This window comes from Paenarthrobacter sp. R1 (assembly GCF_030264015.1).
In the GTDB taxonomy this organism is placed as follows: Bacteria; Actinomycetota; Actinomycetes; order Actinomycetales; family Micrococcaceae; genus Arthrobacter; species Arthrobacter ureafaciens.
Genome location: NZ_CP127115.1, coordinates 2,369,834 through 2,389,869, shown reverse-complemented (window position 1 = coordinate 2,389,869; position 20,036 = coordinate 2,369,834). Strand labels below are relative to the sequence as shown.

The window sequence follows — 20,036 nt, the reverse complement described above, 5'->3', positions numbered from 1 at the left end:
AAACTCCTTTCCCGATCCGCAGTTCATGGCCGGTGTTAGCTTCGCACTGAACGCGGTGCCGACGTCTTGCAGCGCGGAAAGGAATCCATGACCACGTTGAGCAGGCCCCCGGCAGATCCGTCTGCACTCCGCCCAAAAGGCGGGGAGGCCCTGAAGAACTGGCTGCTGTTCGGGCTGCAGGACAGTAAAGGCCTCCACCAGGGCCCGGGTGCTGTGGGCGATGCCCATACCAGGAAGCATGCGTGGTGGCAGGTCATGTGCCTGACGGGTGTGGACTACTTCTCTACCTTGGGCTACCAGCCGGCCATCGCTGCCCTCGCTGCCGGCGTCATCTCGCCGCTGGCTACCTTGGTGCTGGTCGCCGTGACACTTCTCGGTGCCCTGCCGGTCTACCGGCGCGTGGCCGGTGAAAGCCACCGGGGCGAAGGGTCCATCGCCATGCTCGAACGTTTGCTGCCCCGCTGGCGCGGCAAGCTACTGGTCCTGGTCCTGCTTGGCTTCGCCGCAACAGACTTCATGATCACCATGACGCTTTCCGCTGCCGACGCCACTGCGCACCTGATTGAGAATCCTGTTGTTCCCGGCTGGTTGCACGGGCAGAACGTGCTGATCACCCTGTTCCTGCTGGCACTCCTGGGCGCTGTCTTCCTGCGGGGATTCAGGGAAGCAATCGGGGTCGCCGTCGTTCTGGTTGCCTTGTATCTTGCACTCAATGCCGTGGTGGTGGCCGTGACCCTGGTCCAGGTCTTCACGCATCCGCTGGCCGTCAACGGTTGGTGGAACACCTTGGTGACCTCCCATGGGAACCCGCTCATGGCCGTGGCGGTCGCGTTGGTTGTTTTCCCGAAACTGGCCCTTGGCCTGTCCGGATTCGAAACCGGCGTTGCGGTGATGCCCCAGGTCCGCGGCGATGCCAGGGACTCCGAAGCCAACCCGGCAGGCCGCATCAGGGGAACCCGGCGCATGCTCACCACTGCCGCGCTGATCATGAGCGGCTTTCTCCTCACCACCAGCTTCATCACCGTGGTCCTCATCCCGGAGCACGAATTCCAAGCAGGAGGAGAGGCGAACGGCCGCGCCATGGCCTACCTCGCCCACGAGTACCTGGGGACCGGTTTCGGCAGCGTCTACGACATCAGCACCATCGCGATCCTGTGGTTCGCCGGCGCCTCCGCCATGGCCGGTCTGCTGAACCTGGTACCGAGGTACCTTCCCCGGTACGGCATGGCCCCGGACTGGGCAAAAGCCGTCCGACCGTTGGTGCTCGTTTTCACGTTCGTGGCGTTCTTCATCACGGTCATCTTCGACGCCGACGTCGACGCCCAGGGCGGTGCCTACGCCACCGGCGTCCTGGTCCTCATGACCTCCGCCGCCGTCGCCGTCACGCTGTCGGCCCGTCGGAAGCAACAACCCAAACGAACCGTGGGCTTTGGTGCCATCGCCGCTGTTTTCATCTACACCACCATCACCAATGTTATTGAGCGCCCGGAGGGCATCAGGATCGCGGCAATCTTCATCCTGGGCATCGTGGTGATTTCCCTGCTCTCCCGCGTCCGGCGCTCTTTTGAACTTCATGCCACCCGGGTTCACCTCGACGAGCAGGCACTGGAGTTCATGTCCACCACCTGGGAAGGCCCCATCGCCCTCATCGCCCACGAGCCGCTGCGTGTTTCTGCTGCGGCCTACCGGGATAAGCTCGCTTCGGCCATCGAGGTGAGCCACCTTCCCCTCGCTCACGATCCCCTCTTCCTCGAAGTGATCGTGGACGATTCATCCGATTTCGAAACAGAACTCCACGTTCGCGGCGTCACCCGCCACGGCTACAAGATCCTCGAAGTCCATGGCCCGGTGGTTCCAAACACCATTGCCTCCGTCCTTCTCCACATCAGGGACGCCACCGGGCTCATGCCGCACATTTACTTCCGTTGGACCGAAGGCAATCCCTTGACGAATCTCTTCAGGTTCCTGGTCCTCGGCGAGGGCGAAATTGCACCCGTTACCCGGGAAGTCCTTCGCGAAGCAGTTCCCGATGTCACCAAGCGCCCGTGGGTCCACGTCGGCTGAACGGGAACCGGTCAGAAGCCTCCACCGCTGCAAAAAAGGGCCGGCTCCACCCGTGCCATTCCACCAAATACTAAGTACCCTTAGAATCATGGAAACCAGCGACAATCCCCTGGCCTTGGTCACAGGAGCTTCCTCCGGCATCGGCTACGAGCTTGCGAAGCAGTTCCTCAGCAACGGCTTCGACACCATCATGGTGGCCGACGGAGAGGACATCCGCAGCGCGGCCGAAAGCCTGGCTGGCTTGGGCGGAACACCGACTCCGCTTCAGATAGACCTGGCCGAGAGGTCCGGTTCCGGAACCCTGCAGACAGCGGTCAGTGCGTTCGGCAAACCCCTCGAAGCCGCTGCCATCAACGCCGGCATCGGCGTCGGCGGGCCCTTCATCGAGACGGACCTCGCCCAGGAGCTGAGGATCATCGACCTCAATGTCGCCGCCACCGTCAGCATCGCGAAGTGGGTGGCCAGGGACATGGCCGCCCGCAGCAGCGGCCGGATCCTGTTCACGTCGTCGATCATTGCCCGCACACCCGCGCCCTTCCAAGCGATCTACGGGGCTTCCAAGTCGTTCGTTCAATCCTTCGGACAGGCGCTGCGAAATGAACTGAAGGACACAGGCGTCAGCGTCACAACGCTCCTGCCGGGGCCAACGGAGACGCCGTTCTTCGAGAAGGCAGGCCTCCTGGACACCAAAGTGGGAAGCGAAGAGAAGGACGACGCGGCGCAGGTGGCGGAGCAAGGTTTCAGGGCCCTCATGAAGGGTGAGGGAACGGCCCTGGGAGGCTCCGTCAAGTCCCGCACCATGGGTTTGGGTTCCAACATCCTGCCCGACGCCGCCGGCGCCGCCTTTGGCCGCCGGCTCAGCGAACCCGGTTCGGCAAAGGACTAATTCCGGCTAGGAGAGGCAGAGGCAGAACGGATGCCCGGCCGGATCGAGGAACACCCGGAACGTCTCGCCCGGTTGATGGTCGGCCTTGCTGGCTCCCAGCGCCAGGACGGCTTTTTCAGCCTCGTCGAGATCCTCCACCACCACATCGAAGTGCATCTGCTGCGGAATGGTCTGGCCGGGCCACACCGGTGCCTGGTAGGCGTCTACTTGCTGGAAGGAAATACAGTTGCTGCCGTCGGCGGGACGGATGTCCATCCAGTCGCCCTCTTCGTTGGACACTTCCCAACCCAGCAGCTCGCCATAGAAGTTGGCCAGGGCGCGCGCGTCCGGGCAATCGATAACAACACTGGGATGCTTCGCTATAGCCATTTCGCTAGACCTCATCTGCGGTTTTCTTCATGCGCTCAATAGCGCTCTTGGTACCTCGCTGGGTAAGGACGTGGACCACGGCTCCTACTGCGGCGGAGGCGACGGCAAAAACAAGAACGCCCGGAAGTGCATCGTCCAGGTCGGTTCCGTCCTTGGGAGCAGGCCTGCCCGTTTTCTTCTCCCAGAGTCCCTCAAGGGTTTTGTTCGCAAGCGCACCGGCTCCGAGGCTGATCACCAGGCCGAAAAGTTTAACCAGAAAGTTCACGGAATCTCCCTCGGGTTCAAAGATCGTCAATGCGTAGAAACACGTCAGGGCCGCTGTGACACAGCGGCCCTGACGATATGAAAATTAGTCCTTCTTGAAGGCGTCTTTTACCTTCTCGCCGGCGCCCTTGAGGTCGCTCTTGACCTGATCGCCCTTGCCTTTGGCTTCGAGGCGCTCGTTGTCGGTCAGCTTACCGGCGGCTTCTTTTGCCTTGCCTGCGATCTTGTCGCCAGCGTTCTCCATCTTGTCATCGGCACCCATGCTTGCACCTCTTTCTTGTAGTGAACCTGTACTACTACAACATCACTAATCAGGATACTTATCAATCTCTTGGCGCAAAATGTCGCGAATTAGAGTTCGCCGAATCCGTCCGCCACCAAGCCACGGACGTAGTCAACGGCCTTCTGCGCATCCTCGCCGCGCGCCTCAACATGGAGCGTGGCACCCTGCCCTGCAGCCAGGGTCATGAGTTCCATGATCGATGCTCCATCGGCGCCGTTGATGGTCACCTCTGCGTCCATCCCGGAAAGTCCTCCGGCGATCTTCGCAGCAGGCCGGGCGTGCATTCCCAGCGGATTGATGAGCTCAAAATCGGCCGTTACGTCCGGTTCCTGCACTCCCGCTGCCTCCGGCGCAGCGACGGCACCTCCGGCCGCTTCAGCGGCCTTCCGCACCTCCTCGACGCCGGCACCGCCCTGGGCAGCGACGGCCGCGGCAACGAGTCCCTCGACAAGGGGCGCGTCAGCCAGGTGCACCGCGTCCGGTTCGCTGGCAAACTCCTTCACCGACTCCGCGGTCATCACCGCCGAACCCAGATCCGTCAGCACCACCACGCCGTCGCCTGCGGCTTCGGCAAGGGACTGCTCGACGGCGGCCAGCACCTTCTCGAAGCTGGTGCCGATCCGCCCGTCGTCAGTTCCCCCGGCGGCGACGAGTCCGACGTCGGACGCCATCTGGGTGGCCAGCTCAACCGCACCCTCAGCGATCTTGCTGCTGTGCGAGACGACCACGATCCCAACCGTCATCCGCCGGTACCGCCGGATGCGCCGTCCGCCGCCGTCGCAGCCGCCCGGAGCAAAAGCGCCGTGGACGCAGCCCCCGGGTCCCGGTGTCCTGCGCTGCGTTCACCCAGGTAGCTGGCCCGGCCTTTGCGGGCGACGAGCGGGTCGGTTGCCGCGGCACCTGTTTCCGCAGCCTCTGCGGCCGCCTGCAGGGCGGACAACGCGTCGTCGCCGTTATCCGCAGCCTTTTGGGCTGCTTCCACGGCCGGCGTCCAGGCGTCCAGCATGGTCTTGTCACCCAATTCGGCCTTTCCGCGCGCCACCACTCCGTCACGGGCAGCCGCCAAGGCGGACGCCACTGCTCCGGCGTCGAGCTCGAACGCATCCCCCAGCGAGGTGGCGGCACGGAGGTAGGCAGTCCCGTAAAGCGGCCCTGCGGCGCCGCCCACCTTGGACATCAGCGCCATGGCCGCAGCCTTCAACGCTGCCCCGGCCGTTTCCGGTGGTGACTCGTTGAGTTTCTGCAGGACTGCCTGGAAGCCGCGGTCCATATTTTCGCCGTGGTCCGCGTCCCCGATTGCCCGGTCAAGTTCAATCAGTTCCACACGATGTTCGGCCATGGCCTCAGCTGAGAGATTCAGCCACTTCACAGCCCAATCAACACCCAACCCCACGTCTCACACTCCCCAACGGAGGGCCGCAGTATGGACGGGAGCGTCCCAAAGGGTGGTCAGTTCATCGTCCAGGCGAAGTACCGACACGGAGCATCCCTGCATCTCCAGGGAGGTCACGTAATTGCCAACCAGCGAACGCTCCACAGTGGCACCCCGTTCGGCGAGCACCTGCGCCGCCCGGCGGTAGACGATGTACAGCTCACTCAGGGGCGTGCCGCCCATGCCGTTGACGAACAGCAGGACCTTGTCCCCGGAGGCGATGGAAAGATCCTCCAGCACAGGTTCCAGCAGCCGGTCGGTGATGGCATCCGCGGGTTCCATGGCAATCTTGTGCCGGCCTGGTTCGCCGTGGATGCCGATTCCGATCTCAATCTCGTCATCAGCGAGTTCGAAGCTCGGCGTGCCCGCGTGCGGGACCGTGCAACCGGAGAGTGCCACGCCCATGGTCCGGACGTTCGCCACCACGCGCTCGGCGATGGCGGCTACGGCATCAAGGTCGTCGCCCCGTTCGGCGGCGGCCCCCGCGATCTTCTCCACGAGGACCGTCCCGCCGACGCCGCGCCGCCCGGCCGTGTACAGCGAGTCCTCCACGGCAACGTCGTCGTTCACGAGCACCGAGCGGACGGCCACGCCTTCGGCCTGGGCCATTTCCGCTGCGGTCTCGAAGTTCAGGACGTCACCGGTGTAGTTCTTCACGATGTGTACGACGCCGGCACCGGAGTCCACCGCGGTGGTCGCCGGGATGATCTGGTCGGGTGTGGGTGAGGTGAACACGGCTCCCGGCACTGCGGCGTCCAACATGCCGAGTCCAACGAAGCCTGCATGCAGCGGTTCGTGGCCGCTGCCCCCGCCCGATACCAAGGCGACCTTTCCCTTCACCGGCGCACCCTTGCGGACGACGAATTTGGGGTCGGGGTGGACGTCCACGAGGTCGGCATGCGCCATACCGAAACCCTCGACGGATTCGTCCACCACCGCACGTGGATTATTGATGAGCTTTTTCATGGTCGATGCTCCTGAGCCTGCAGTGGTCTGGTGCTCTGACCCTACTACCGGCAGCCGCGGCCATGGTAGGCCTCCAAGGGGTCCTCTTAGCCGCCTTGTTTGGCAACGTCGGAGGGCTCCCGATCATGGCTGGCCTGCACGTCGGGCCAGAAGTCGGAGGAGATCTCGTGGGACGGGTGCCCTCCGGACCATCCCGACTCGTGGAGCCAGGAACCGTAAGGGATCTCAATCTGGAACGCGGAGAAGTCCGGGAACGTTACTCGGTCTTGCACGGCGTGTTCCTAGTTGCCCGGCACGGCGTCGCCGCCGGTCGTGACAACGTCCTCGAGCAGTACGGTCTGATCGATGACCGGCAGCCCTACGACATGTCCGAAGCTGAACATGTTGTTCGGGTCGACTTCCGCTTTGGCCCTCTTCAGGCGCTCCCGGATGCGTGGAGCCCAAGCCCGGTCGCGGTCCTCGGCATCAACAAAGTGCCCGTGCAGGTTCACGAAAGTCGAACCGCTGGAGGCCTCGCGCAGATCCTCCTGGACGGCGTCGTACACCTGCGGAAGCAGCTCCGCCAAGGGCGGGACGGCCATCCCTGCCATGAAGAAACTGAATGCCGCGTCGCGGCCGCTGACGCTGTCCTCACCGTCGGCCGAAACCGCCAGGGCACCGCCGAGGAGGCGAAGCTCCGCCATGAGAACGGGACTTTCGACGCCGGGACCGAAGTGCCGCAGGATGGCCTCCTTGACCTGGTGATCCAGCCGGTCCAGCAGGAAACCCCGCTCACGGGCCGGAACCGGTTGGTCCGGGTCCTGGTGGATTGAATCGAACTGCGTGGACTCAAGCGGACCCGTGGCATCCATCATGAAGGGGGCGCACTGGCGCATGGGCTCCAGAAGTTGGGTGGCCACTGCGGCATCACCTTGGTACGCATAACGGAGGTGCACCACGAACTTCCCGCGGAGTGGTTCCGGGATGATGTCCATGTCCGGCAGCCGCAGGAAAGCCAACGACGCCGATGCTTCCGTTGGAAGGGTGTCCACCCACCGGCTGAACTGATCGAGGACTGTTGCCGCATGCTGGCCGTCAAAATAGACGCCGCCGGCAAAGATGTCTTCGCTGGGAAACAGGTGGAACTCGATTGCCGTGACGATCCCCAAGTTGCCCTTTCCTCCCCTGAGGAGGAAGAACAGTTCCGGGTTCTCGTCCTTGGACACGCGTCGTTGGGTGCCGTCGGCCGTGACGAGTTCGAAGGCGATGACGTGGTCGGAAGCGAAGCCGTACTTGCGGCCCATGATCGGCAGGCCGCCGCCAAGCGTGTAGCCCACCACGCCCACGTCCGTGGTGGAACCGCACAGACCCATCAGGCCGAAGGTTGCAGCGTGGTCAACCACCGCCTTCCATCGGACGCCCGCACCAACGCGGGCGGTCCTTTCGACGGGATCTATGCTCAGTTCCAACATCCGGCGGGTGCTGATCAGCAAGCCGCCCTGAATTGCATTGGAGGCACCGTGGCCGGTGGACTGGACGGCAACGGGCATGCCCTGCTCCGCTGCCCATTTCACCGCGGTTGCGACGTCCTCGGCGTCGAGGGCGCCGAACGCAACATCCGGCTGGTGCTGTGTTGAAAGGTTGAAGGCCGCTACTTCTTCAGCGAACCCTGGATCGGTAGGCGTGAACACTGGACCGCGCACGCTGAGTTTGAGTTCTGAAACGCTTGAAATGCCTAGAAAGGACGCGTGGGACTGCATGATCTTCTCTCGATGAACCGATGTGGCGGAAGCTCCCCAGCAAGCCTGAATCAGTTTATCCATCAAATTTAGATAAGAGAAGATACTTTAAATCACCCATAATTCCGGCGCCTGTCCGGGAATTGTTGGAGGTGGGGCTAGAGGTGCTTGATCATACGGGTGTTGCCCAAGGTATTTGGTTTTACCCGGGCAAGATCAAGGAACTCCGCCACGCCTTCGTCATGCGAGCGCAGCAGTTCCGAATACACCTCGGGATCCACGGCGGACTGGTCGGCCATGACTTCGAATCCATGGCGGACGAAGAAGTCCACCTCGAACGTCAGGCAGAATACGCGGCTGACGCCGAGGGTCCGCGCCTTTTCCACGAGGCTTTCCACCAGGACGTGGCCCACGCCTTTGCCCCGCCAGGAGTCGGCGGCCGCGAGAGTGCGGATTTCGGCGAGGTCTTCCCACATGACGTGCAGGGCGCCGCAACCAATAACTTCGCCATCGTCCGACTCGGCGATCTGGAACTCCTGGAGGCTTTCGTAATACGCCACGGTTTCCTTGGAGATCAGGATCCTCTCCTCGGCCAATGGAGCCACGAGCCCCTTGATCGCCGCGACGTCGCTGGTGCGGGCAGGGCGAATGCTGAAGGCGGAATCCACTCCACCATCCTAGCCAGCCGCACAGGTGCCTGTTTCCGCCGCCCGTCATCGGCTGTCATCCGTAACTTAGGCACGACCCAACCAACACTTATGCGGCTAAGTGTTGGTTAGACCCTGATTAACCAACACTTAGGGCCGTAAGTGTTGGTAAATCAGCCTACTCATGAGGCAGCACCCCGGCATCCTTGAGGTCCTCGACGCCTACGCTGCCGGCATTCGCCGCATGTCGCAGGGCTGAGTGCCGGCAGCTCCTTACAGCCCGAGCTCCTCCGGCAGCTCCACGTCGAAGCCCAGCACCTGCTTGGCCAGGAAGTGCTCAACCACCTCGTACCAGATCTTCGTATGCCGGGGTTGGAGTACCCAGTGGTTCTCGTCCGGGAAGTACAGGAAGCGGTGCGGGCTATGGCCATTCCCGTCGGCCGGAAGCTGCGAGGAGGACAGCAGCTCGTACCAAAGCCGCAGCCCTTCCCCGATCGGCACCCTGTAATCCTTGTCCCCGTGGATCACCAACATGGGCGTCTTGATGTTTCCCACGTTGAGGTGCGGCGAATTCTCCATCGCCATCTCCGCCGTCATTTCCTTGAGCCAGTACTGGGCAGCGTCGGTGGTAGGGCCGAATTGGTCCAGTGCCCAGAGGCTTGCGTGGGTAACGATCGCTTTGAACCGATCCGTTTTCCCCGCTACCCAGTTCGCCATGTATCCACCGAACGAGCCACCCATGGCCGCGGTCCGCGTTTCATCGATGTCCGGCCGTGCCACCACGGCATCGGTGATGGCCATCAGGTCCTCGAACGGCCGTTTGCCCCATTCACCCCATCCGCGCTGGATGAAGTCCTGCCCGTAGCCGGTGGACAATGCCGGGTCGGGAAGCAGCACGGCGTACCCCTTGGCCACCATCAGCCACGGGTTCCAGCGCCATGTCCAGGCGTTCCAGGAATTGAGCGGACCGCCGTGGATCCAGAGGAGAAGGGGTACGGGCTGATCACCGGAGGCGTGATCCGGCAACGCAAGATACGCCGGCACCCGCGAACCGTCGGCAGTGGTTGTTGCCACCCGCTCCAGGCGGCCGGGATGCACGGGACGTTCCGCCGGGGCAGGCAGGCGGACCACATCGCCGGTGGCACCATCGATCCGGACTGCTTCGGCCGGGAAGTCATAGGAACTCCGGAGCGCAAAGACGCTCACCCCGTCCGGCGAGGCCACTACGTCCGTGTAGGCCGCTGCGTCCTTCGTCAGGCGCGTCACCGCACCGTCAGCGACGTTGATTCGGAAAACCGGCGACGCGCCGTCGTCGTCCGCTGTCACCAGGACCGCGCTGCCGTCCGGAAGCCAGGCGACCGGGTGCGCCCAGCGGTCCCAGTCGTGGGCAAACGGGATCAGCTCCGTGGTTTCGCCACCTGAAACGTCCAGCAGGTGCAGTTTGACCTGCGGGGCCTGGGTGGGCGTGGTGTCGCTTTCGCTCTGCACAACCAGGGTGCGGTTGTCCGGGCTGACCGGCCCGGGGAAGTAGCTCATGCCTTCGCGGTCCAGCAGTACCTTCACGGCTCCGGTGGCGACGTCGACGGCGGCGAGCACCTCGCGACTGTCGGCCTTGGCGAGCGCCTTCGTGAGGCTCGTGTAGATGGTCTTCCCATCGGGGCTCACCACGGTTTGTGCTTCCCGGAGCGAACCTCCGACGCCGGGGGTCAGGTTCCGCAGTTCGACCGGCGGTTGGGCGTCCACGGTGGAAGGCTTTCCGGGCTCGTTCTGTTCGCCGGGTTCCACAGCGAAGATGCGCGGTTGCGACGGGCCCAGGTCCGCGTCCCAGTATCGGACGGGGTAGCCGCTGTGCAGGATCGCCGAAACTTTGTTGTCCTTGCGGGCTTTCCGCCGCTCCTTGTCATTCTCTTCGTCGGTGGAACCGGCCAGGACATCCCCCACAACGAACGTCGCATCGGCGTCCTTGGCGGCGAGGACTGCATTGACTCCGCCTGCCCGCGAGTGCACCACCCGGGCCTCTCCCCCGTCCGCCGGCAGCAACCACAGGGCGCTGACAGGGTCCTCATCGGGGGTCTCCGGGTCGGGGCGTGCGGACGTGAAGTAGAGGTCGCCGTTGGCTGCGAAGGCGGCGCCCGCCTCTCCCTTGGCACTCCTGGTGATGCGCCTGGCCTGCTTCTCCCCGGCAGGGTCCAGCTCCCACAGAGCCGTGACGTATTCGGTTCTCTTGCCATTGAGGGTGGCAACGGTGGTGACCAGCCGCCTGCCGTCGGGGCTGAGGGTGAGTCCGCCCACGCGGGGAACTGAAAGATAGTGCTCCAGATCATGGAAAGGCGTCTCCGGTTGCGTGCCCGGGGTGTCAGAGTCAGTCGAGTCCATGCTCTGATTCAACAGGGAATGTGCCGCGCATCACAGGGTAGTTCACTAAGAGTGAAACAGTGCTTTCACATACTTTGGACTCTCCGGAGTGCATCCAGCACCGGCGCCACGCCGTCTTCCGCGACGATGCTGGCGGCCAGGACCCGCGCCCGGTCAGCGTACGACGGCGTGCTGACCGCGGCTTTGATTGCCGCTGCGAGGCGCGCCGCTGTCAGTCGCTTGAAAGGGATGGGTCCAGGGCCTGCACCAAGGGCGGCCACCCGGGAGGCCCACAAGGGCTGGTCCGTGAAGACCGGCACGCAGACGGTCGGGACCCCGGCGAGGAGGCCAGCCGCCGTCGTACCTGATCCGGCGTGGTGCACAACGGCCGCCATCCGGGGAAAGAGCCACTCATGGGGCACATCCTCGACGCTGATGGCATCAGGCTCCTGCACGCCCCCGCCCTGCAAGACGGCGCGCGCTCCGGCGAGCCTGACGGCTTCCAGCGCCAGGTCTGCGTCCAGCTGCGCGCCGCTGCCAAATCCCACGTAGACAGGAGGCGGTCCGGCGGCCAGGAAATCCACCAATGAGGAGTCCGGCTTCCACTCCGGCCTTGCCGGCGGCCACCAGTAGCCGCCCATCGTCAGGCCGTCGTGCCAATCCGCCGGGCGCGGCAGGACTGTGGGACTGATGCCATGGAGGATGGTCGCCTTGGTGCGCCGCCGACGTCGGTCAGCGGCCTGGCGCGACAGTTTTGGAAGCCCCAACTCCCGGCGTATGCGAGCACTCGGGGCGTCGTACGGCGCGGGCCCGGAAGCCACCCGTTCACCAATCAGCCTGTTGCCCAGCCGTCCGAGGTGACGTGCGGAGCCCAACATCACCGGCGGATACGCAGCACTTGGCTCAACGGGCTGCAGGTGGGCACCGATGACCGGAATGCCCAGCGCTTCGCCGACGTCATAAGCGTAGGGCGCCACGGAGTTGGCCATGATGAGGTCCGCTCCACGTTCCGCCGCAGCCAAAGTTCCCGTGGCTGCCTGGTCCATGTAGGTGCGCAACCCACGCCAGGATTCAATCAGCCCGCTGACGGCCGGCTCCGCTCCCGCCGCACCGCGTTGGATAATCCGGGTCAGGCTGCCAGGGAGTTCCCTGTACTCGCATCCGGCCGACACCACCACCGATTCGTAGGCAGGATTGCCGGCCACGGCAACCTCAAACCCGCGCTCCTGCAGCTTGCTGCCCAGTCCCGCCATGGGAGCCACATCTCCCCGCGTTCCCGGGGCCACCATCAATACCCGCATCAACCCTCCTGCTGCCTGTTACCCGGGCCCGTTCACTTCTGGATCCCAAACAAGCAAGTGCCCCGCACACTCCTAGGAGAATGTGCGGGGCACTCTGCTTTATGGCGCTTCCACCTTTACGCGGACGGAGCGATCTCCGGGATCCGCGGCTTGGCGTTGCCTTCGAACGTGAACTTGGCGTCGTCACCTTCACCCTCGACGTCCACCACAACGATGTCGCCGGTGTGGATGTCGCCGAACAGGATCTTCTCGGACAGCTGGTCCTCGATCTCGCGCTGGATGGTGCGGCGCAGCGGCCGGGCACCCATTGCGGGGTCGTAACCACGGGTGGCGAGCAGGACCTTGGCGGCCTTGGTGAGCTCGATGCCCATGTCCTTGTCCTTGAGGCGACGCTCCAGGCGGGTGACGAACAGGTCCACGATCTCGATGATCTCGTCCTGCGTCAGCTGCGGGAACACCACGACATCGTCAACACGGTTGAGGAACTCGGGACGGAAGTGCTGCTTCAGCTCTTCCGTGACCCGGGCACGCATCCGGTTGTAGCCGGTCTGGGTGTCCGTGCCGGACTGGAAGCCCGTTGCGACGCTCTTGGAGATATCGCGGGTACCCAGGTTGGTGGTCATGATGATCACGGTGTTCTTGAAGTCCACCACGCGGCCCTGGGAGTCGGTCAGGCGGCCGTCTTCGAGGATCTGCAGGAGCGAGTTGAAGAGATCGGCGTGCGCCTTCTCAACCTCGTCAAACAGCACCACGGAGAACGGACGACGACGGACCTTCTCGGTCAGCTGGCCGCCTTCTTCGTACCCGACGTAGCCCGGAGGGGCACCGAAGAGGCGCGAAACCGTGTGCTTCTCGGAGTACTCGGACATGTCCAGCGTGATGAGGGCGTCCTCTTCACCGAACAGGAACTCCGCAAGTGCCTTGGCGAGTTCGGTCTTTCCGACGCCGGTGGGGCCGGCGAAGATGAACGAACCACCCGGACGCTTGGGGTCCTTCAGGCCTGCACGGGTACGGCGGATGGCCTGCGACAGGGCCTTGATGGCCTCGTCCTGGCCGACGACCCGCTTGTGCAGCTCGTCTTCCATCTTCAGCAGGCGCGAGGACTCTTCCTCGGTGAGCTTGAAGACCGGGATGCCCGTGGAGTTCGCGAGGACTTCTGCGATCAGGTCCTCGTCAACCTCGGAGATGTCGTCCATGCCGCCGGACTTCCAGTTGCGCTCCTTCTCTGCGCGCTCGGCAATGAGCTTCTGCTCCTTGTCGCGCAGCGAAGCGGCACCTTCGAAGTCCTGGGCGTCAATAGCCGATTCCTTCTCCAGCTTCACGTCGGCGATGCGCTCGTCCATGGCCTTGAGCTCCGGCGGAGCGGTCATGCGGCGGATGCGCAGGCGGGCGCCGGCTTCGTCGATGAGGTCGATCGCCTTGTCCGGCAGGAAGCGGTCCGAGATGTAGCGTTCGGCCAGCTGCGCTGCGGAGGCGAGGGCGCCGTCGGTAATCGTCACGCGGTGGTGTGCCTCGTAACGGTCCCGCAGGCCCTTCAGGATCTCGATCGCGTGCGCAACCGAAGGTTCCTTGACCTGGATGGGCTGGAAGCGGCGCTCCAGCGCAGCATCCTTCTCGATGTGCTTGCGGTATTCGTCAAGCGTGGTGGCACCAATGGTCTGGAGTTCGCCACGGGCCAGCATCGGCTTGAGGATGGACGCGGCGTCAATGGCGCCCTCTGCAGCACCCGCACCAACCAGGGTGTGGATCTCATCGATGAACAGGATGATGTCCCCGCGGGTGCGGATTTCCTTGAGGACCTTCTTCAGGCGCTCTTCGAAGTCACCACGGTAGCGGGAACCTGCAACCAGGGAGCCAAGGTCCAGCGTGTAGAGCTGCTTGTCCTTGATGGTCTCCGGAACGTCCCCGCGGACGATCGCCTGGGCAAGGCCCTCGACGACGGCGGTCTTGCCGACGCCGGGCTCACCGATCAGGACCGGGTTGTTCTTGGTGCGGCGGGAGAGGACCTGCATGACTCGTTCCATCTCCTGCTCGCGGCCGATCACGGGATCGAGCTTGTTTTCGCGGGCAGCCTGCGTCAGGTTGCGGCCGAACTGGTCCAGGACCACGGAACCGGCAGGGGTGCCTTCCTGCTGGCCCTGGCCGGATCCCGCACCGGCGGTTTCCTTGCCCTGGTAGCCGGAGAGCAGCTGGATAACCTGCTGGCGCACGCGGTTGAGGTCCGCACCGAGCTTCACCAGCACCTGGGCTGCCACGCCCTCGCCCTCACGGATGAGGCCGAGGAGGATGTGCTCCGTGCCGATGTAGTTGTGTCCGAGCTGAAGGGCCTCGCGAAGGGAAAGCTCCAGCACCTTCTTTGCACGCGGGGTGAAGGGGATGTGACCGGACGGAGCCTGCTGGCCCTGGCCGATGATCTCCTGCACCTGTTCCCGGACGCCGTCGAGCGAAATGCTCAAGGACTCAAGCGCCTTGGCGGCAACACCTTCACCCTCATGGATCAAACCCAAGAGGATGTGTTCAGTACCGATGTAGTTGTGATTGAGCATCCGTGCCTCTTCTTGGGCAAGGACGACCACGCGACGGGCACGGTCCGTAAATCTCTCAAACATTTCGCCACACTCCTAGCTACGACGTACTTTGATGCTACGTGCCGAAGCGGGACTTTTGGAGCGTGTTCGCCACAGGGGAAACATGGACCCCCGCTCCCGCCCGGGAAGCGGGTTCTTGAACGTCCGCGTTAAAGACCAAAGCCCCGGCACTCGGCCGGGGCTTTGAGGCGACGAATCAGGAATTCGCCTTCTGGTACGCTTCCTGAATTTCAGCTTGAATACGTCCACGGCTGTTTACCGTGTAACCGTTGTCACGGGCCCACTGGCGGATCTGCGCGGAATCCTGGTTGCGGGTGGTAGCTGTGCGGCCCCTCGTTGCGCGTCCGGAAGAGGTCTTCCGGGCTTTCGCGACGTAAGGCTCCAAGGCTTGACGCAGGGAAGCAGCGTTGGCCGAGGACAAATCCATCTCGTAGCTCACGCCATCCAGGCCAAAACGGACAGTTTCATCAGCTGCCCCTTCATCCAAGTCATCGACCAGGATGATTTTTACTTTTTGTGCCATGAGTAGCCTCTCTTTTGGAGGGTTGATAATCAGAAATCCCCATGTTGTATTTCTGATTATCGTTCACAGCGAGCATGCGCGTCAAAGGCATATGTGGATAAAACCCCAATGCCGGCCAATTCAGAGGCTATTTAGCCGCGTTGCCTTCGGCATCAGGACCCGAATTACGCAGATTTGCTTCCGTCTGCGCCCGGGCTTCAGCCTCACGCTCGGATTTGTCCGCATTGAATATGGACTTCATGGCAAACCAGAAGATCAAACCAACTACAACAGAGGGCGCCAGGACGGCAATGTACTCCATGATCAGTGCCCCTCAGGCTTCAGCAACGGGAACAGGATGGTCTCGCGGATGCCCACGCCGGTAAACATCATCACAAGGCGGTCGATGCCCAGGCCAATGCCGCCCATCGGCGGAGCGCCGTATTCCAGGGCGCGGAGGAAGTCCTCATCCAACTGCATGGCTTCGTCGTCGCCGGCCGCCGAACGCCGGGACTGCTCCATGAGCCGCTCGCGCTGGATCACCGGGTCAATCAGCTCGGAGAACGCTGTGCCGCGCTCCATGCCGCCGATAATGAGGTCCCAGGCTTCGATCAACCGGCCGTCCTCACGGTGCGGACGGGCAAGGGGCTGCGCCGACGGCGGGTAATCATAAACGAACGTCGGGTTCAACAGGGTCGGTTCGACGATTTCCCCGAACAATTCCACCGCGAGCTTCTCGGCATCCCACTTGGGGTCCACCTTGACGTCGTGCTTGGCAGCAATGTCCCGCAATTCCTCCACCGTGGTGTCCGGGGTAATTTCGACACCCACTGCTTCGGAAAGCCCCGGGTACACCGCAAGCCAGGACCATTCGCCGTCGAGGTTGATCTCGCCGGCTTCCGTCTGAATGGTGCGCGTCCCCACGACGTCAGCCACATTCAGGATGATTTCCTTCATGCGCTCGGCCATGACGAATTGGTCCGCCCAGGCTTCGTAGCATTCCAGGGTGGTGAATTCCGGGCTGTGCGTCGAATCCACGCCTTCGTTGCGGAAAACCCTGCCCATGTCATAAACGCGGTCAATACCGCCCACCACAGCGCGCTTCAGGAAGAGCTCAGTGGCAATGCGCAGCGTCATCTTCTGGTCAAAGGCATTCATGTGGGTTTCGAAGGGGCGAGCCGTTGCGCCGCCATGCACCAATTGCAGCATGGGGGTTTCGACTTCCACATAACCGCGGCGGTCCAGGGTGTCCCTGATGGAACGGGTAATTGCCGCACGCGTGTAAACCATTTCACGGGCTTCGTCGCGGACCATCAGGTCCACGTAGCGCTGACGGACCCGGGTCTCCTCGTTGAGTTCCGCGTGGAGCACCGGGAGGGGCCGGAGGGCCTTGGACGCCATGGACCAGGACTCGGCCATGACGGACAGTTCGCCACGGCGGGAAGAGATCACTTCGCCCTTGATGAACACGTGGTCGCCCAGGTCAACCAGGGCCTTCCACTCGGCCAGGGCTTCCTCGCCGACGTTCGCCAGGCTCAGCATCGCCTGCAGGCGCACGGCCTTGCCGTCCACGCCGCCTTCCTGGAGGGTGGCGAAGCACAGCTTGCCGGTGTTGCGGATGAACACGACGCGTCCGGTCACACCGACGACGTCGCCGGTGGTGTCGTCCGCCTCGAGGTGGGCGTACTTTTCACGGATTTCAGCAAGGGAATGAGTCCGCTCAACGCCCACGGGGTAGGCCTCCGAACCACGCTCAATCAGCTTGGCGCGCTTCTCCATACGGATGCGCATCTGTTCGCTGGCATCGGCAGGCTCTGCGGAGGTGTTCAGGGCGGGGGTGTTTGCGGAAGTCACAGTCCTTAAGTTTACCGCTGATTACGGGCCACTACTTCCGGACATAGACTCGGGCTGTGGAGACGTGGACTGTTGAAACGAACGACGGCGGTGGGCAGCTTGAGGTGCACACCTTCCGACCCCTGTCGAATGCCGCCATTCCGGGCTCGCAGGCACCCGCTGAACCGTCCGGCGTCGTCATGATCCATGGCACCCTGGTGACCGACTCCCTGTACTGGCCGTTCGCGCGGAACCTGAGCCGCATGCTGGGCCGCCCCGTTCACTGCTACAACCGTCGCGGCCGCGGGAGGTCCGCGCCCCAGCCACCGGACTACTCAGTGGAGACTGAGGTAGCCGATCTCGGTGCAGTGATGGACAAGAGCGGTTCCACTGACGTGGTGGCTCACAGTTATGGCGGCTTCGTTGCCCTGAACGCGGTGCTGAAGTCGAAGATAAACCGCTTGGTGACCTACGACGCCGCGGTGTCCCTGTCCGGCAACCTCCACGGCCGGTGGCGCCCGGAGCTGGAAGAAGCCGTCACGGCAGGGCGGCTGGACCAAGCCTGGGCCCATCTGGTCCAGGGCCTGGGCACCGCAGGACCCATTTCCTACCTGCCCATGGGCGCATTGCGAACACTCAGTATCATCTCCGCCCAGACCCGGCTGGGGTTCGAGATGCGCTCGCTTCTGCCCACCGCGGTGACCGAGATGCGCGCGGTCCTGGCAGCGGACGTTTCACTCGACGATTTCCGGTCGCTGCACACACCGACACTCATGTTGAGTGGAGGGTGGAGTCCCTCCTACTTCGCCGAAACCGGGAGAACCCTCGCCAACGCCGTTCCCGCTATCGACTTCGCAATCGTCCCCCTGCAATTCCACGAAGGTCCGCTGCGTCCGGGCCGGCGGCTGGCCTCACGGGTGGCACGGTTCCTCTCCGGAGGTCACGTCCCCGCACCCGTAGGCGCCTAGGATAATCCGGATGAGGGAACAGGACGTCAGAACGCACGACGGCGGCAAACTCGCCTTATACAGCTACGGGACGGTGGACGCGCCCGGGGAACGGCGCGTGATCCTGATCGGCGGGGCGTTCCTGACAGCTTTGATTTACCGCCCGTTCTCCGTGGCCTTGGCGAAGGGACTCGGCGAGGGCTGGGCCGTGGACGTCTATGACCGCCGCGGCCGGGGCAAATCCACAGACCAGCCGCACAATTACTCCATGGCCACGGAGATCGCCGACGTCCGGACCATCATGGACGCCACCGACGCCCGGAACATCCTTGGCCACAGCCTTGGCGGGGCGGTCGCCCTCAACGCTGCACAAGCCTTTGCCGGTACGCGCAATGAGCCGGCCAAGCTCGCGGTCTATGACGCCGCCGTGAACATCGACGGAAGCATGGACACGGACTGGCTGGACGGCTTTGCGGATGCCGTGAATAAAGGCGACGTCAGCCGCGCCATGGCCCGCATGAAGCGGGGAATGAATCCCGGAACCGCGCTTTCCCGCGTGCCCGAGCCCATCCTCGCAGGACTCATGGCAGTGGTCTCCAGGACCAAGGTCAACAAACTGTTCCGTGATCTCCTGCCCTCGGGAGTAGGAGAACTCAAGGCTGCCTTCGAAGCCGACGCCACGCCCCGGGACTTCTCCGTACTCCCGCCCACGACGCACTTCATGGTGGGCAAAAAGAGTCCGCAGTTCTACAAGGTGGCTGCGTCCCGGCTCAACAGGGCGGTCCCGGGCAGCACGCTTGAGGTCTCGCCCAAAGGCTTCCATGGTTCGGTCCCCGCGGCCGTCAAGGAACTGGTCAGCGATATCTCCGAGTACTTCAAGAAGTAGGTTTCAGCGGTCGGTGGACACAGTGTTCGTGTTCAGGTGCCTCAGCTAGGCTCGGTTCATGACGCGCGAGATTATCACCACACCTGACGGCGGACACCTCGAACTCTTCACCACGGGCGGTGACCTGGCAGCGAAAGGGTCCGGCGTCGTCGTCGTGCCCGCCTCCATGGTGACGGCCTCGGACTACACCCGGTTCGCGCAGAAGCTGAGCGAATCCCTCGGCCGTCCCGTTCATACGTTCAACCGCCGGGGGCGCGGCGACTCGTCTCCGCAGCCGGAGGATTACACCCTCGAGGCGGACATCCGGGACCTGGATGCCGTCATGAAGCACACCTCCAGCACCGATGTGTTCGGCCACTCCTTCGGCGGCGCAGTGGCGTTGCACGCCGCTCGGACCCTACCCGTGGAGCGATTGGCCGTCTACGACCCCGCAGTTTCCGTCAACCACAGCGTCAAGGCGGACTGGACACCGGAGTATGAACGCGCGACGGCGGCCGGCGACTATGACCGCGGCCTTGCCGTATTGATCAAGGGAGTTGAGACCGGCGGCGCCTTCTCGCGCATGCCGTTGTCCATGCTGACACTGGCCACCAAGCTGACGGCCGGCACTCCACTGGGTAAGCAAATGCGGGAGTTGATGACCTGTGGCGTGCGCGAGATCAAAGCAGTGATCGCGGCGGACATGCCGGCGGAGCCGTTCCTGGAGTTACCGCTGGAGACGCTCATTGTGGTGGGCGAGAAGAGCCCGGCCTACTTCGGGGTGGCCTGCGGCCAGATCCACGACGTCCTGTCCGGCTCCAGCTACACCATCCTGCCGGGGTTCGGCCATGACGGTCCGAACAGGGCTCCGGACAAGCTGATCACGGAGTTGTCGGAGTTCTTCGCGGGGTAGCCCGTCCGGGTGGTTAAACGTTGAAAGCCCCGTCTGTTGGCGGGGCTTTCGTGGTGTTTTGGTGGTTGATGTGGGAGACCCCCCGACCCGTGTGGGTTGGGGG

The 20,036-nt window shown here is 63.6% G+C and carries 20 protein-coding genes; 5 read left to right on the top strand and 15 right to left on the bottom strand.

Annotation, left to right across the window (positions count from 1 at the left end):
• Window positions 1-87 precede the first annotated feature (87 nt).
• Window positions 88-2,064 carry an APC family permease gene (locus QN084_RS11585; protein ID WP_069695988.1) on the top strand — a complete coding sequence of 659 codons (1,977 nt, stop codon included), beginning with the start codon at window positions 88-90 and terminating at the stop codon, window positions 2,062-2,064.
• An 88-nt stretch (window positions 2,065-2,152) separates the two neighbouring features.
• Window positions 2,153-2,950 (top strand): SDR family NAD(P)-dependent oxidoreductase, encoded by a 798-nt coding sequence (locus QN084_RS11580; protein WP_069695987.1) that lies wholly within the window; start codon window positions 2,153-2,155, stop codon window positions 2,948-2,950.
• Window positions 2,951-2,956: 6 nt separating this feature from the next.
• On the opposite strand, the gene QN084_RS11575 is transcribed toward QN084_RS11580, so the two are convergent.
• The 15 genes from QN084_RS11575 to lysS all read right to left on the bottom strand — a co-directional run bounded on the left by QN084_RS11575 (window position 2,957) and on the right by lysS (window position 17,229).
• Window positions 2,957-3,319, bottom strand: a complete 363-nt coding sequence (locus QN084_RS11575) for a VOC family protein (protein WP_069695986.1) — start codon at window positions 3,317-3,319, stop codon at window positions 2,957-2,959.
• A 4-nt stretch (window positions 3,320-3,323) separates the two neighbouring features.
• On the bottom strand, window positions 3,324-3,584 hold the full coding sequence (locus QN084_RS11570; protein ID WP_021471348.1) for a DUF4235 domain-containing protein: 261 nt from the start codon (window positions 3,582-3,584) through the stop codon (window positions 3,324-3,326).
• Between the two features lie 84 nt (window positions 3,585-3,668).
• Entirely contained in the window at window positions 3,669-3,845 is a 177-nt protein-coding gene (locus QN084_RS11565) for a CsbD family protein (RefSeq protein ID WP_069695985.1), read from the bottom strand.
• Window positions 3,846-3,934: 89 nt separating this feature from the next.
• On the bottom strand, window positions 3,935-4,609 hold the full coding sequence (gene dhaM / locus QN084_RS11560; protein WP_021471350.1) for a dihydroxyacetone kinase phosphoryl donor subunit DhaM: 675 nt from the start codon (window positions 4,607-4,609) through the stop codon (window positions 3,935-3,937).
• Window positions 4,606-5,259: a dihydroxyacetone kinase subunit DhaL gene (dhaL, locus tag QN084_RS11555; RefSeq protein ID WP_069695984.1), complete on the bottom strand. Its 654-nt coding sequence runs from the start codon at window positions 5,257-5,259 to the stop codon at window positions 4,606-4,608. Before dhaL ends, dhaM begins: the two co-directional genes overlap by 4 nt.
• A 3-nt stretch (window positions 5,260-5,262) precedes the next feature.
• On the bottom strand, window positions 5,263-6,264 hold the full coding sequence (dhaK, locus tag QN084_RS11550) for a dihydroxyacetone kinase subunit DhaK (protein ID WP_069695983.1): 1,002 nt from the start codon (window positions 6,262-6,264) through the stop codon (window positions 5,263-5,265).
• 86 nt (window positions 6,265-6,350) lie between these two features.
• Window positions 6,351-6,536 (bottom strand): hypothetical protein, encoded by a 186-nt coding sequence (locus tag QN084_RS11545; protein ID WP_021471353.1) that lies wholly within the window; start codon window positions 6,534-6,536, stop codon window positions 6,351-6,353.
• A 9-nt stretch (window positions 6,537-6,545) separates the two neighbouring features.
• Window positions 6,546-7,934 (bottom strand): FAD-binding oxidoreductase, encoded by a 1,389-nt coding sequence (locus QN084_RS11540; RefSeq protein WP_264398791.1) that lies wholly within the window; start codon window positions 7,932-7,934, stop codon window positions 6,546-6,548.
• Between the two features lie 206 nt (window positions 7,935-8,140).
• Complete coding sequence (locus tag QN084_RS11535) at window positions 8,141-8,650, bottom strand: amino-acid N-acetyltransferase (protein WP_021471355.1); 510 nt, start codon at window positions 8,648-8,650, stop codon at window positions 8,141-8,143.
• Between the two features lie 252 nt (window positions 8,651-8,902).
• Window positions 8,903-11,005, bottom strand: coding sequence for a S9 family peptidase (locus QN084_RS11530; protein WP_170828574.1), 2,103 nt, complete (start codon window positions 11,003-11,005; stop codon window positions 8,903-8,905).
• 65 nt (window positions 11,006-11,070) lie between these two features.
• Complete coding sequence (locus QN084_RS11525) at window positions 11,071-12,285, bottom strand: glycosyltransferase (protein ID WP_069695980.1); 1,215 nt, start codon at window positions 12,283-12,285, stop codon at window positions 11,071-11,073.
• Window positions 12,286-12,401: 116 nt separating this feature from the next.
• On the bottom strand, window positions 12,402-14,894 hold the full coding sequence (locus QN084_RS11520; protein ID WP_021471358.1) for an ATP-dependent Clp protease ATP-binding subunit: 2,493 nt from the start codon (window positions 14,892-14,894) through the stop codon (window positions 12,402-12,404).
• A 175-nt stretch (window positions 14,895-15,069) separates the two neighbouring features.
• Window positions 15,070-15,396 carry a histone-like nucleoid-structuring protein Lsr2 gene (locus QN084_RS11515; protein ID WP_062094561.1) on the bottom strand — a complete coding sequence of 109 codons (327 nt, stop codon included), beginning with the start codon at window positions 15,394-15,396 and terminating at the stop codon, window positions 15,070-15,072.
• Between the two features lie 127 nt (window positions 15,397-15,523).
• Window positions 15,524-15,697 carry a hypothetical protein gene (locus QN084_RS11510; protein ID WP_168529695.1) on the bottom strand — a complete coding sequence of 58 codons (174 nt, stop codon included), beginning with the start codon at window positions 15,695-15,697 and terminating at the stop codon, window positions 15,524-15,526.
• Between the two features lie 2 nt (window positions 15,698-15,699).
• On the bottom strand, window positions 15,700-17,229 hold the full coding sequence (gene lysS, locus QN084_RS11505; protein ID WP_062094559.1) for a lysine--tRNA ligase: 1,530 nt from the start codon (window positions 17,227-17,229) through the stop codon (window positions 15,700-15,702).
• A 56-nt stretch (window positions 17,230-17,285) separates the two neighbouring features.
• On the opposite strand from lysS, the gene QN084_RS11500 reads away from it, so the two are divergent.
• From QN084_RS11500 to QN084_RS11490, 3 genes are read left to right on the top strand one after another with little or no spacing between them, the layout of a single operon-like run.
• Window positions 17,286-18,176, top strand: coding sequence for an alpha/beta fold hydrolase (locus QN084_RS11500; RefSeq protein WP_062094557.1), 891 nt, complete (start codon window positions 17,286-17,288; stop codon window positions 18,174-18,176).
• Between the two features lie 10 nt (window positions 18,177-18,186).
• Window positions 18,187-19,041 carry an alpha/beta fold hydrolase gene (locus QN084_RS11495; RefSeq protein WP_069695979.1) on the top strand — a complete coding sequence of 285 codons (855 nt, stop codon included), beginning with the start codon at window positions 18,187-18,189 and terminating at the stop codon, window positions 19,039-19,041.
• Window positions 19,042-19,099: 58 nt separating this feature from the next.
• Window positions 19,100-19,933, top strand: a complete 834-nt coding sequence (locus QN084_RS11490; RefSeq protein WP_062094554.1) for an alpha/beta fold hydrolase — start codon at window positions 19,100-19,102, stop codon at window positions 19,931-19,933.
• The last annotated feature ends 103 nt before the right edge of the window (window positions 19,934-20,036 follow it).

Excerpts from the sequence above, each read along its gene's own strand:
- QN084_RS11585 (WP_069695988.1), top strand. The coding sequence starts at position 88 with ATGACCACGTTGAGCAGGCCCCCGGCAGATCCGTCTGCACTCCGCCCA.
- QN084_RS11580 (WP_069695987.1), top strand. The coding sequence starts at position 2,153 with ATGGAAACCAGCGACAATCCCCTGGCCTTGGTCACAGGAGCTTCCTCC.
- QN084_RS11575 (WP_069695986.1), bottom strand. The coding sequence starts at position 3,319 with ATGGCTATAGCGAAGCATCCCAGTGTTGTTATCGATTGCCCGGACGCG.
- QN084_RS11565 (WP_069695985.1), bottom strand. The coding sequence starts at position 3,845 with ATGGGTGCCGATGACAAGATGGAGAACGCTGGCGACAAGATCGCAGGC.
- dhaM (WP_021471350.1), bottom strand. The coding sequence starts at position 4,609 with ATGACGGTTGGGATCGTGGTCGTCTCGCACAGCAGCAAGATCGCTGAG.
- dhaK (WP_069695983.1), bottom strand. The coding sequence starts at position 6,264 with ATGAAAAAGCTCATCAATAATCCACGTGCGGTGGTGGACGAATCCGTC.
- QN084_RS11530 (WP_170828574.1), bottom strand. The coding sequence starts at position 11,005 with ATGGACTCGACTGACTCTGACACCCCGGGCACGCAACCGGAGACGCCT.
- QN084_RS11525 (WP_069695980.1), bottom strand. The coding sequence starts at position 12,285 with ATGCGGGTATTGATGGTGGCCCCGGGAACGCGGGGAGATGTGGCTCCC.
- QN084_RS11520 (WP_021471358.1), bottom strand. The coding sequence starts at position 14,894 with ATGTTTGAGAGATTTACGGACCGTGCCCGTCGCGTGGTCGTCCTTGCC.
- QN084_RS11515 (WP_062094561.1), bottom strand. The coding sequence starts at position 15,396 with ATGGCACAAAAAGTAAAAATCATCCTGGTCGATGACTTGGATGAAGGG.
- QN084_RS11510 (WP_168529695.1), bottom strand. The coding sequence starts at position 15,697 with ATGGAGTACATTGCCGTCCTGGCGCCCTCTGTTGTAGTTGGTTTGATC.
- QN084_RS11495 (WP_069695979.1), top strand. The coding sequence starts at position 18,187 with ATGAGGGAACAGGACGTCAGAACGCACGACGGCGGCAAACTCGCCTTA.
- QN084_RS11490 (WP_062094554.1), top strand. The coding sequence starts at position 19,100 with ATGACGCGCGAGATTATCACCACACCTGACGGCGGACACCTCGAACTC.